General features: G+C 75.3%; 1 protein-coding gene. It reads left to right on the top strand.

What is annotated here, in order from left to right:
• Positions 1-20 precede the first annotated feature (20 nt).
• Positions 21-13,547: an SDR family NAD(P)-dependent oxidoreductase gene (locus tag ABD361_RS07635; protein WP_344434052.1), complete on the top strand. Its 13,527-nt coding sequence runs from the start codon at positions 21-23 to the stop codon at positions 13,545-13,547.
• Positions 13,548-13,566 lie beyond the last annotated feature (19 nt).

Below are 13,566 nucleotides of genomic sequence, written 5' to 3'. Positions count from 1 at the left end.
GCAAAGGAGCTGAACGACCCATGGCCGCACCCCGCACCGGTGACAGCAGCAGCGAACGGCAACCGGCCGCGGAGGCGACCGCCGAGCCCATCGCCGTCGTCGGGCTGTCCTGCCGCTTCCCCGGCGCCGCCTCGCCGGCCGCGTACTGGCGCCTGCTGTGCGACGGCACCTCCGCGGTCACCGACCTCGCCGGCAACGGCCGGCGCGAGGGCCGCCTCGCCGGCGCCGACCTCTTCGACGCCGACTTCTTCGGCATCTCGCCCCGCGAGGCCGACGCCATGGACCCCCAGCAGCGGATCGTCCTCGAACTGAGCTGGGAGGCCCTGGAGGACGCCGGCGTGCTCCCCGCCCGCCTGCGCGGCAGCACGACCGGCGTCTTCATCGGAGCCGCCTCCCACGACTACGCCTTCGTCCTGCACCGCGACGGCGCCGCACCGCCCACCCACCACGCCACCCCGGGCACCCAGCGCAGCCTCATCGCGGGCCGCGTCTCCCACGCCCTGGACCTGCGCGGCCCCAGCGAGACCCTCGACACCGGCCAGTCCTCCTCCCTGACCGCCGTGCACGCCGCCTGCGCCGCCCTTCGCGCCGGGGAGAGCGACCTCGCGCTCGCCGGCGGCGTCCACCTCAACCTCGCCGAGCAGAGCGCCCGCCTCGCCGAGTCCTCCGGCGCGCTGTCGCCCGACGGCCACTGCCGCACCTTCGACGCCCGCGCCAACGGCTACGTCCGGGGCGAGGGCGCCGGCCTCGTCGTCCTCAAACCCCTCGCCCGCGCGCTCGCCGACGGCGACCGCGTCTACGCGGTGATCGCCGGCAGCGCCGTCACCCACGGCGGCCGGAGCGACGGCCCGACCGTCCCCAGCGCCCCCGCCCAGGCCGCCGCGGTGCGCGGCGCCTGCGAACGGGCCGGCATCGCCCCCGCCGACGTCCAGTACGTCGAACTGCACGGCACCGGAACCACCGTGGGCGACCCCGTCGAAGCCGCCGCCCTCGGCACCGCCCTCGGCGCCGGCCGGCCCGCCGGGGACCGGCTGCGCGTCGGCTCCGTCAAACCCGGCATCGGCCACCTGGAGGCCGCGGCGGGCGTCGCCGGCCTGATCAAGGTCGCCCTCGCCGTCGCCCACGACGCCCTGCCGCCGACCCTGAACTTCACCGCACCCGGCCCCGCCATCGACCTCGACGCCCTGGGCCTGCGCGTCCAGACCGCCCTCACCCCCTGGCCCCGCCCCGGGCACCGCAAGGTGGCGGGCGTCTCGTCGTTCGGCATGGGCGGCACCAACTGCCACGTCGTGCTCTGCGCGCCCCCGGCCGCCGTGAGCCGGTACGGGGCCGAAGGCCCGTACGAGGCGGAAACACCGGCCGCACCGGGCGCGCTGCCCTGGGTGCTGTCCGCCCGCAGCGAGGCGGCCCTGCGGGCCCAGGCCCGGCGTCTGCACCGGCACCTCGAACAGCACCCCGCCCTGCGCCCCGCCGACGCCGCCTTCTCCCTCGCCACCACCCGCACTCCCTTCCCGCACCGGGCCGTACTGCCGGCCGCAGCCGGCCGGGAGGAGGCCCTGGCCGGCCTGGCCGCCATCGCGAGCGGCCGGACGCCGGCCACGGCAGTCACGGGAGTGGTACGGGACAACAAGGACGTCGTCTTCGTGCTCCCCGACGGCGACGACGAGGCATGGGCGGACCGGGCGCACGAACTGTTCGGGGACGTCGAGGCGTTCCGCATCCGCAGGCAGGAGTGTGCGCGGGCCTTCGCACCCACCGAGCCACCCCGGCGCTTCTCGCTGCTGGTCTGCCTCGCGGCCGTGTGGGCGGCGTACGGCATCGAACCCGCCGCAGTCGTCGGCGCCCCGCACGACGCGGCGGCGGCCGCAGTCGTCACCGGCACGCTCCCCCTGCCCGAGGCGGCGCGCCTCCTGACCGCGGGGGACTCCGGGGAGGAGGCGGGGGAGGACCGGGCGGACGCCTGGACCACGCCCCCTGACCGCACGGACGATCTGCCCGCGAACGCGCTCCTGACCGACATCACCGCCGCCGACGCCCCCTGCCTCCTGACCGCACTGGCCCGGCTCCACGTCGCCGGGGCGGACGTCGACTGGAGGCCGGCCTTCCGCCACGGCTCCGCGCGGGTGACCGACCTCCCCACGTACGCCTTCCAGCGCACCCGTCACTGGTGGCCCGCCGCCGACGCCCCCGACCACCGCTCCCCGGACCGCCCGGCCCACCCCCGTACCGGGCGCCGCCTGGTGCTCGCGGCGGTCGCGGACGTCCTCGGTCGCAGCACGTTCGACGCACAGGCGTCCTTCCGTGACCTGGGGCTGGATTCGCTGATGGGGGTGGAGCTGCGGAACCGGCTGTCGGCGGAGACGGGGTTGGCTTTGCCGTCGACCGTCGTCTTCGACTATCCGACGCCCGATGCCCTGGCGGGACATGTGGAGTCGCTGACAGGAAAACACCGTGCCCCGGAATTGAGGGGCGAATCGCCTTCCGTCTCCCGGGATTTGTTGGTTGATGATCCTGTGGTGGTTGTGGGTATGGGGTGTCGTTTTCCGGGTGGGGTGGTGTCGCCGGAGGGTTTGTGGGGTGTGGTGGAGGGTGGTTTGGATGTGGTGTCGGGGTTTCCGGTGGATCGGGGGTGGGATGTTGGTGGTTTGAGTGGTGTGGGTGGGGGTGGGTTTGTTTCGGGTGTGGGGTTGTTTGATGCGGGGTTTTTTGGTGTGTCGCCGCGGGAGGCGTTGGCGATGGTGCCGGAGCAGCGGTTGTTGTTGGAGGTGGTGTGGGAGGCGTTGGAGCGTGCGGGGGTGGCGCCCGGTGGGCTGCGGGGTAGTGAGGTGGGGGTTTTTGTTGGTGGGATGTCGTATGAGTACGGTCCGCGGTTGTTCGAGGGGGGTGGGGAGTCGGGGGGTTATTTGTTGACGGGTTCGTCGGGTGGGGTGTTGTCGGGTCGGGTGGCGTATGTGTTGGGGGTGGAGGGGCCGGCGGTGACGGTGGATACGGCGTGTTCGTCGTCGTTGGTGGCGTTGCATTGGGCTGTGCGGTCGGTGGTGTTGGGTGAGTGTTCTTTGGCGTTGGCGTGTGGTGCGACGGTGATGTCGACGCCGGGCGCTTTTGTGGAGTTCTCCCGTCAGCAGGGTTTGTCGCCCGACGGCAGGTGCCGGTCTTTCTCCGCTGATGCGTCGGGCACCGGATGGGCGGAGGGTGTGGGCGCTCTGGTGGTGGAGCGGTTGTCGCGTGCCCGGCGTCTGGGGCATCCGGTTCTCGCGGTGATCCGGGGTAGTGCGGTGAATCAGGATGGCGCGAGCAATGGCCTGACCGCCCCCAACGGCCTCGCCCAGCAACGCGTCATCGCGAGCGCCTTGTCCTCCGCGGGCCTCACTCCGGCCGACATCGACGTGGTCGAGGGCCACGGCACCGGTACGCGGCTCGGCGACCCGATCGAAGCGGGCGCGCTGATCGAGGCGTACGGCGAGGGAAGGCCCGCCGGGCGTCCCCTGTGGCTCGGCTCGCTGAAGTCGAACATCGGCCACGCGCAGGCCGCCGCGGGGGTGGGCGGTGTGATGAAGATGGTGCTGGCGATGCAGCACGGTCTGATGCCGCGCACGCTCCATGTCACCGAGCCCACACCAGAAGTTGACTGGGAGGGTGCGGGCGTTGCCCTTCTGACCGAGGCCCGCCCGTGGGCCGCCGAGCCCGGCCGGCCCCGGCGGGCGGGTGTCTCCTCCTTCGGGATCTCCGGCACCAACGCCCACGTCATCCTCGAAGAACCTCCGGAGCCCACCCCGCCGCCCCGCCCCGGCACCCCGCTGCCCCTCGTCCTGTCGGCCAAGACCCCCACCGCCCTGCAGACCCTCGCCCGCACCCTCCACGACCACCTCACCACCGCCACACCCACCCCACCCGAGACCGCCGACGTCACCCACACCCTGGCCGTCGGACGCACGCACTTCGCCCATCGCGCCGCGGTCCTGCCCGACGCCGGCGACCACCTCCCGGGGCTGCGGGCGCTCGCCGCGGGCGGGCACGACCCGCGTGTGGTGTCCGGCACCGCGGCCGAGCGGGGCGGGACGGTGTTCGTCCTCCCCGGTGCCGCCGCACCGTGGTCGCCCGCCGCGGCCGCGGACCTGCTGGCGCGTACGCCGGGCCTGGCGGCCCACGTACGCGCCTGTTCCGACGCGCTGCACCCGCACCTCGGACACGACGTCCTGGACGGCCTGCGCAGTGCCGACCCCGAGACGGCGGAAGCCCTCCTCTTCGCCGTCACCGTCGGCCTGGCGCGTCTGTGGGAGCAGCACGGCGTACGGCCCGACGCCGTGCTCGGCACCGACCGGAGCGCGATCGCCGCCGCCCACGTCGCCGGTGTCCTCACCCTCGACGACGCCGCCCTGCTCTGGGCCGTACGCGCCCGGGCGCTCGCCGGACCGGCCGGGACCGCACACCGGCACCTCGAAGACGCCCTCTCCTCCCTCGACTTCCGGCCGGCCGGCATCGCGTACTACTCCGACCGCAGCCCGCACCCGTGCACCGCGCAGGACCTCGCCTCCGCCGCCCACTGGCTGCCCACCCCCGGCCACCCCGACCGCACCGGCGACGCCGGCGCGGCGGTGCGGGCCCTGCGCGAGGCCGGCCACGGGGCGTTCGTCGAGATCAGCCCCTGCGTCCCGCCAGCGGACGCCCTCGCCCGGGCCCTTGCGGAGGCGGCCCACGGGCCCGCGCCCGGTGCGGTGCTGATCGCGGGCCCGTACGACGACGGCACGGGCCCGGCGGACTTCCTGCACCGGCTCGCCGAGGCCCACGTCCGCGGTGTCGCCGTCGACTGGTCGGTGCCGCACGGCGAGCGCCGCCACGTCGCGCTGCCGACCTATCCGTTCGCCGGGCAGCGGTACTGGCTCGACGCGACACCCGCTGCTCCCGGTACCCCGTCGACGCAGCAGCTGCTTCCGACGGTCGTCGCCCTCGCCGACCGCGACGCGTACGTGCTGACCGGCCGGCTCTCCCGGGACACCCATCCCTGGCTGGCCGATCACACCATCGGCGGCGACGTCCTCCTGCCCGGCACGGCCTTCGTCGCCTGCCTGCTACGGGCCGCTGAGGCCGCCGGCTGCGCCGGCATCGGCGAGCTCACGCTTCACAAGCCCCTGCCCCTGCCCGTGCCCGCCGGCTCGGCGATCGACCTGCAGCTCGTCGTCGACGCACCGGACGCCACCGGCAACCGACCGGTGACGGTGCACGCCCGTCCGGCCCCCGACGCCGGGGACGGCTGGCAGCACCACGCCAGCGGCACCCTCGTACCGCAGGCGGAGCCGGCCGGGCCCGTCGAGCGGACCGGCTTCGCCCCCTGGCCGCCGCCCGGCGCCGCGCCCGTCCCGACGGACGCCGCCTACGACCGGCTGGCCGACCTGGGGTACGCGTACGGGCCGGCCTTCCGCGCCCTGCGAGCCGCATGGCGGCACGGCCCCGACACCTACCTCGCCCTCGACCTCCCCGACGGCACCACCGGTGACGGGTACGCCCTGCACCCCGCCCTGTTGGACGCCGCCCTGCACCTGACCGTGCTCGACGCGGCCGCCGACGGGCACCTGCGCCTGCCGTACGCCTGGCGCGGAGTACGGCTGCACGGCCGTGGCGCGCCGACGTCCCTGCGGGTGCACGTCGCGCAGTCGGGCGACGACACGATCGGCATCCGGATCGCCGACGGCAACGGCGCGCCTGTCGCCACCGTCGACGCGCTCGTGCTGCGGGCCGCGCCCGGCACGCCGACGGCGGACGCGGCCGTCGAGGACGCGCTGTTCCGCATCGACTGGCAGCCCCTTTCCGCGCCCGACGCCGCACCCGGCACGCCGCGCAACGACGCGTGGTGGGTGCCGGGCGATCCGGCCGTAGCCGGCCCCGACGCCCTGGAGGAACGGTTCGCCACCGGCGCGGGCCCGGCACCGCGCGCGGTCGTCGTCCCCTTCCTCCCGGCCTCCGACCCCGGCTCCGCGCTTCCCACGGCCGTCCATGATGCGGCGCAGCGCGCCCTCGCCGTCGTACGGCGCTGGGTGGCCGGCGAGCGCTTCGCGGGCGCGCGCCTCGTGGTGCTGACCCGCGGCGCGGTCCGCGTCCGGGAGCAGGACCCGGGCCCCGACCTCGTCCACGCCCCCCTGTGGGGGCTGATCCGCAGCGCCCGGGCGGAGGAGCCGGGCAGGTTCCTGCTCCTGGACACCGACCCAGCCGACCCGGTCGCCCCCACCGAACTGCCGGCCGACCTCCTGGCCGGCGCCCTCGACACCGGGGAGCCCGAACTGGCCGTACGGGACGGCAAGCTGTACGCCCCCCGCCTGGTCCGTACCGCACCCACCGCCGGTCGAGCCCCTGCGGAACGGCTCGATCCCGAGGGCACCGTCCTGATCACCGGCGGCACCGGTGCGCTGGGCGCGCTGACCGCCCGGCACCTGGTGACGCGGCACGGCGTACGCCATCTGCTGCTCGCGAGCCGGCGGGGCCCCGCCGCCCCGGGCGCCGCGGCGCTCACCGCCGAACTCACTGGGCTCGGCGCACACGTACGTACGGCCGCCTGCGACATCGCCGACAGGGAAGCCCTGGCCGCCCTGCTCGCCACGATCCCCGCCGACCGGCCCCTGACAGCCGTCGTGCACACGGCCGGCACCCTGCAGGACGCGACCCTCGCCTCGCTCACCCCCGAGCACCTGGCGACCGTCCTGCGGCCGAAGGCCGACGCCGCCTGGCACCTGCACGAACTCACCCGCGACCTGCCGGTACGGGAGTTCCTCCTCTTCTCGTCCGTCTCCGGCACCACCGGTACGCCCGGCCAGGCCAACTACGCGGCCGCCAACGCCTTCCTGGACGCCCTCGCCGAGCACCGCAACGCCATCGGACTGCCGGCCCGTTCGCTCGCCTGGGGACTGTGGGAGCACGACGAGGGCATGGCGGGCCGGCTGACCCGGCACGACAGGGAGCGCTTCGCCCGCGGCGGACTGCTGCCCGTCGGCACCGGGCTCGGGCCACGACTCCTCGACGCCGCCAGGGCCGTCGGCGAGCCCGTCGTCGTGGCGACCCCGCTCGACCTGTCCGCCGTACGCCGCGCGGAGCCGGCGCCCCCGCCCCTCTTCCGCGCCCTGACCGGCACCCGCCCACCCGCTCCCGGCGCTGCCGCGGTGCCCGCGACAGCCGTGCGCGACCTCGTCACCTCAGCCGTCACCGAGGTCTCCGGATGGAGCGACTTCGACGAGGACGCCTCGTTCCGTGACCTGGGGCTGGATTCGCTGATGGGGGTGGAGCTGCGGAACCGCCTGTCGGCGGAGACGGGGTTGGCTTTGCCGTCCACCGTCGTCTTCGACTATCCGTCCCCGAGCGCTCTCGCCGGATATCTGGAATCTCTGACAGGGGATTCCGGCGCCTCGGAAAGCAGGGTCGATCCCCTTCCTCTGCCTGCTGGTTCGTTGGTTGATGATCCTGTGGTGGTTGTGGGTATGGGGTGTCGTTTTCCGGGTGGAGTGGTGTCGCCGGAGGGTTTGTGGGGTGTGGTGGAGGGTGGTTTGGATGTGGTGTCGGGGTTTCCGGTGGATCGGGGGTGGGATGTTGGTGGTTTGAGTGGTGTGGGTGGGGGTGGGTTCGTTTCGGGTGTGGGGTTGTTTGATGCGGGGTTTTTTGGTGTGTCGCCGCGGGAGGCGTTGGCGATGGTGCCGGAGCAGCGGTTGTTGTTGGAGGTGGTGTGGGAGGCGTTGGAGCGTGCGGGGGTGGCGCCCGGTGGGCTACGGGGTAGCGAGGTGGGGGTTTTTGTCGGTGGGATGTCGTATGAGTACGGTCCGCGGTTGTTCGAGGGGGGTGGGGAGTCGGGGGGTTATTTGTTGACGGGTTCGTCGGGTGGGGTGTTGTCGGGTCGGGTGGCGTATGTGTTGGGGGTGGAGGGGCCGGCGGTGACGGTGGATACGGCGTGTTCGTCGTCGTTGGTGGCGTTGCATTGGGCTGTGCGGTCGGTGGTGTTGGGGGAGTGTTCTTCGGCGTTGGCGTGTGGTGCGACGGTGATGTCGACGCCGGGTGCTTTTGTGGAGTTCTCGCGGCAGCAGGGTTTGTCGCCCGATGGCCGATGCCGCTCCTTCTCCGCGGACGCGTCGGGCACCGGATGGGCCGAGGGCGTGGGCGCACTGGTGGTGGAGCGGTTGTCGCGTGCCCGGCGTCTGGGGCATCCGGTCCTTGCCGTGATCCGGGGCAGCGCGGTGAACCAGGATGGTGCGAGCAATGGCCTGACCGCCCCCAACGGCCTCGCCCAGCAACGCGTCATCACCACCGCCCTCGCCGACGCCGGATTACGCCCTTCGGACATCGACCTCGTGGAAGGCCACGGCACCGGCACCCGCCTCGGCGACCCGATCGAGGCACGTGCCCTGATCGAGGCCTACGGCAAGCATCGCCGGCCCGGCAAACCACTGTGGCTCGGCTCGCTGAAGTCCAACATGGGCCACGCCCAGGCCGCTTCCGGCGTCGGCGGCGTCATCAAGACCGTCCTCGCCATGCAGCACGGTCTGATGCCGCGCACGCTCCATGTCACCGAGCCCACACCAGAAGTCGACTGGAACGGTGCTGGTGTTGCCCTTCTGACCCAGGCCCGTCCATGGACCGCCGAGCCCGGTCGGCCCCGGCGTGCGGGTGTCTCCTCCTTCGGGATCTCCGGCACCAACGCCCACGTCATCCTCGAAGAGCCCCCGGAGCCCACCCCGCCGCCCCGCCCCGGCACCCCGCTGCCCCTCGTCCTGTCGGCCAAGACCCCCACCGCCCTGCAGAGCCTCGCCCGCACCCTCCACGACCACCTCACCACCACCCCCACCCCACCCGAGACCGCCGACGTCACCCACACCATGGCGGTGCGCGACTCGGGCTTCCCGTACCGCGCCGCGTTCCCCGCTCGCGACCGGGACGCGCTGCTGGCCGGGCTCGGCGAGCTGGCCGGTGGCGATCCGGCCGATCGTGACGACAAGGCCCCCACCGGCAGGCGTCTGTTCATGTTCGCCGGGCAGGGCACCCAGCGTGCCGGCATGGGACGGCAGTTGTACGACACCTTCCCCGTCTACGCCGGTGCCTTCGACGAGGCGTGCGCCGCCCTCGACACGCACCTGGAGCGCCCCCTGCGCTCCGTCGTGCACGCGCATCCCGCCACGGCCGAGGCGCTGCTGCTCGACCGCACCGAGTACGCCCAGCCCGCGCTGTTCGCCGCCGAGCTGGCGCTGTACCGCCTGGTGCGGTCCTGGGGCGTGGTGCCGGACCTGGTGATGGGCCACTCCGTCGGCGAGCTGGTCGCGGCCCACGTCGCCGGCGTGTTCTCGCTGGAGGACGCCGCGGCGCTGGTGGCCGCGCGCGGCCGGCTGATGCAGGCGGCGCCCGCCGACGGGAGCATGGTCTCCGTGCGGGCGTCACTGGCGGAGGTCGAGCCGCTGCTGGACGGCCGCGAGGACCGGGCGGGCGTCGCGGCCGTCAACACGAGCACGGCCGTCGTCGTCTCCGGCGAGGCCGGCACGGTCGCGGAGATCACCGCCGAGCTGGCCTCCCGCGGCCACAAGGCCGTTCCGCTCACGGTGAGCCACGCCTTCCACTCCCCGCTGATGGAGCCGGTGCTGGAGCCCTTCCGGGACGTCGCGGAGAAGATCGCCCACCGTCCGCCGCTGCTGCCCGTGCTGTCGAACGTCACCGGTGGCCCGGCCGACCCCGCCGAACTGGCCACCCCCCAGTACTGGGTGGAGCACATCCGCCGCCCGGTCCTCTTCGCCGAGGGGGTGCGCGCCGCGCGGGCCGCCGAAGCCGTCCACTTCGTGGAGATCGGCCCGGGCAGCACCCTGGCGGCGCTCGCGTCGGCCGTCCTGGCCGAGGCGGACGCGGGGCCCGAGCGCCCCGGCCGCCCGGACCGCCCCCGCCGCAACGTCGTCGCGCTCCAGCGCGGCGCCCGCGACGAGGCGGTGGCGCTCGTCGAGGGCCTGGCCGCCGGGTACGCCCGCGGCCTTGCCGTCGACTGGACCACCGTCGCGGGCGCGTGGGGCACCGGCCGTACGACGCCCCTGCCCACGTACCCCTTCGAGCACCGCCGGTACTGGCTCGACCCCGGCCCGGCGACCCCTGCGGCAGGCGCCGGCGGCCACCCGTTCCTCGGCGCCGGGCTGGAGGATCCGGAGAGCGGCAGCGTGGTGTGGTCCGGGCGGCTCTCGCCCCGCGACCACCCCTGGCTGACCGAGCACGTGGTCGGGGGCCGGACGCTGCTGCCGGGTGCCGTGCTCGCCGAACTGGTCTGCAGGGCCGGGCGCGAGGCCGGGTACGGCCGGGTGGACGAGCTGGTCCTGGAGGAGGCCCTGTCCCTGGCGGACGGCACCGACGTCGAGCTGCGCCTGGTCCTCAAGGCACCGGACGGGGCGGACCGGCGCCCCTTCGCCCTGCACTCCCGCCCGGCCCCGCCTACCGGCGACGCGCCGCGGGCCCCGGCCGCCGCCTGGACACGCAACGCCGGCGGCGCCCTGACCAAGCAGCCCGCGACCGACGCGCCACCGGCCGGCCCCGCCACCTGGCCGCCCGACGGCGCACAACCGCTCCCCTTCGACCCCGCCGACGCCTACGCCGCACTCGCCGCGCGCGGACTGGCCTACGGGCCGGCGTTCCGGGGCCTGAAGGCACTGTGGCGCACGGAAGCGGACGGCGCCCTCCACGCGGAGGTCGAACTGCCCGCCACCGCGGGCCCGGCAGCGGGGCGCTTCGTCCTGCACCCCGCCCTCCTCGACGCCGCCCTGCACGCCGTCGCCCACCACGCCTCCGCACAGGACGACAAGGCCCGCATCCCGTTCCTGTGGAGCGGGGTGCGGGTGCACGGCACGGGCGCCACCGCCCTGCGGGTACGCATCCTCCCCCTGGGCACCGACCGGGTCGGGCTGGAACTGGCCGACGACAAGGGCGCGCCGGTGATGAGCGTGGCCTCCCTGACCCTGCGCCGGCCGCCCACCACCCCTGGGCTCCCGGAGCTGTGGCGCCCGGCGTGGACGCCGTACCCGCTGCCCGCGGCGCAGGAGCCCGTCCGCGTCGCCGTCCTCGCCCCGCCGGCCGGCGCCTCCCCGCTCCTGCCCGGTGCCGCGCGGTACGCGGACCCGGCGGCGCTCGTCCGGGCCCTCGCCGCCGGCGGTGAGGCGCCCGGCGTGGTCGTCGTGCCGTGCACGCCGCCGGCCGGCGGTGCCGAAGCGATCCGCCGTACCGTGCGGCGCGTCCTGGCCCTCGTCCAGCAGCTGTTGGCCGAGCCGTCCCTGGCCGGGTGCCGGACGGCCGTCGTCACCCGCGGCGCCGTGGGCGTGGCGGACGGCGAGGCGCCGGCGGACCTGGCCGGCCGGGCCGTCTGGGGCCTGCTGCGGGCCGCGCAGGCGGAGGAGCCCGGCCGGTTCGCGCTGCTCGACCACGACGGTACGCCGCCCACCCTCGCCCTCGTTGCCGCCGCCCTCGGCGCGGGCGCACCGCAGCTGGCCCTGCGCGACGGCCGGGCGTACGTCCCCGCCCGTACGGCCGCGGCCCCCGGCACGGGGCTGCGGCCCCCGGCCGGGCCCTGGCGCTTGGACCACGTGGGCCGGGGCACCCCGGAGAAGGTGGCGCTGGTGCCCTGGCCGGAGGCCGCGGCGCCCCTGCGCACCGGCGAGATACGGGTCGCGCTGCACGCCGCGGGCGTCAACTTCCGCGACGTGCTGCTGACCCTGGGCGTGATCGGTCCCCGCGACGGCGTCCGGGCATCCGCCGTCGAGCAGAGCGCCGAGGGCGCCGGCGTGGTCACCGAGGTGGGGCCGGGCGTCGCAGGGCTTGCGGTGGGGGACCGGGTGGCCGGGCTGTTCGCGGCCGCGGGCCCGGTCTCCGTCACCGACCACCGCCTGGTGGCCCGCATGCCGCGGGGCTGGTCGTTCCCGCAGGCCGCCGCGGTGCCGGTGGCGTACCTGACCGCGTACTACGGCCTGGTGGAGCTGGCCGGGCTGCGGGCCGGCGAGACGGTGCTCGTGCACACCGCCACCGGGGCCGTGGGCATGGCGGCGGCCGGGCTGGCCCGGCACCTGGGGGCGGAGGTCTTCGCGACGGCGAGCCCCGGCAAGCACGCGACCCTGCGCGCGATGGGGATCCCGGACGACCACATCGCCTCCTCGCGCGACGCCGCCTTCGCCGCGGCCTTCCGCCGCGCCACCGGGGGCAGGGGCGTCGACGTGGTCCTCAACTCCCTGGCCGGGGAGCTCACCGACGCGTCCCTGCGGGTGCTGGCCGACGGCGGGCGCTTCCTGGAGATGGGCAAGACCGACGTCCGCGACCCCGCCGCCGTCGCCCGCGAGCACCGGGGTGCCCGCTACACGCGGTTCGACATCAGGGACGCGGGTCCCGAGCGCATCGGCGGCATGCTCGCCACCCTCACCCGCCTCCTCGAACGCGGGGCGCTCCCGCCCCTCCCGGTGGACGTGCGGCACGCGACCCGCGCCCCGGAGGCGTTCCGGCACGTCGCCGAGGCGCGCCACACCGGCAAGGTCGTCCTGGCGCTGCGCGACTGGGAGACGGACCGGCCCGTGCTGGTCACGGGCGGCCTGGGCACCCTGGGCGGGCTGGTGGCCCGGCACCTGGTGCGGGCGCACGGCGTACGGCAGTTGGTCCTGACCGGCCGCCGGGGCGCGGACACCCCCGGCTGCGCGGAACTGGCCCGCGAGCTGGAAGGGCTGGGCGCCGACGTCACCGTCGCCGCCTGCGACGCCGGGGACCGGAAGGCCCTCGCCGAACTGCTCGCCGACCTGGACCGCCGGGGCATCGCGCCGGGGGCCGTGGTGCACGCGGCGGGCGTGACGCACGACGCGGCGGTCGCCACCATGACCCGGGCCGCCGTGGACGAGGTGCTGCGCCCCAAGGCGGACGCCGCCGTGCACCTGGACGAGCTGACCCGGGACGCCGGCCTGTCCGCCTTCGTCCTGTTCTCCTCGGTGGCCGGGACGACCGGCTCCGCCGGGCAGGCCAACTACGCGGCGGCCAACGCCGTCCTCGACGGCCTGGCGGAGCGCCGGCGCGCGGGCGGGCTGCCGGGGTTGTCCATCGCCTGGGGCCTGTGGGAGCCGCCCAGCGCCCTCACCGGGCGGCTGAGCGCCCTCGACCGGCAGCGGCTCGCGCGGCAGGGCATCGGTGCCCTCTCGGCCGAGGAAGGGCTCGCCCTGTTCGACGAGGCGGTACGGGCGGGCGCCCCCACGGTCGTGGCCGCGCGGCTCATGGAAGCGCAGGCCACCGTCGCGCCGCAGCCCGGTTCCCGGAGCGATGCGGCCCGGCCGCCGCTGCTGGAGCTGGTGCGGGCGGAGACGGCGGCCGTGCTGGGGCACGACGGGCCGCAGGCCGTGGCCCCGGACGCGCTCTTCCCCCAGATGGGGCTCGATTCCCTCGGCGCCATCGAATTGCGCAACAGGATTTCGGCCGCCACGTCCGTCCGGCTGCCCCCGACCCTGATATTCGACTATCCCAGCCCCCGGGAGCTCGCGGACCATCTGGGCCGCGAATGCCCCGGCTGGGAGAAAGGGACGGAGGAATGAGGGGAAACCCGAGGGAAAA

This window comes from Streptomyces luteosporeus (assembly GCF_039532865.1).
Lineage (GTDB): Bacteria > Actinomycetota > Actinomycetes > Streptomycetales > Streptomycetaceae > Streptomyces > Streptomyces luteosporeus.
Note: the sequence above shows the minus strand (reverse complement) of the source record. Positions and strands in the feature narration are given on the sequence as shown.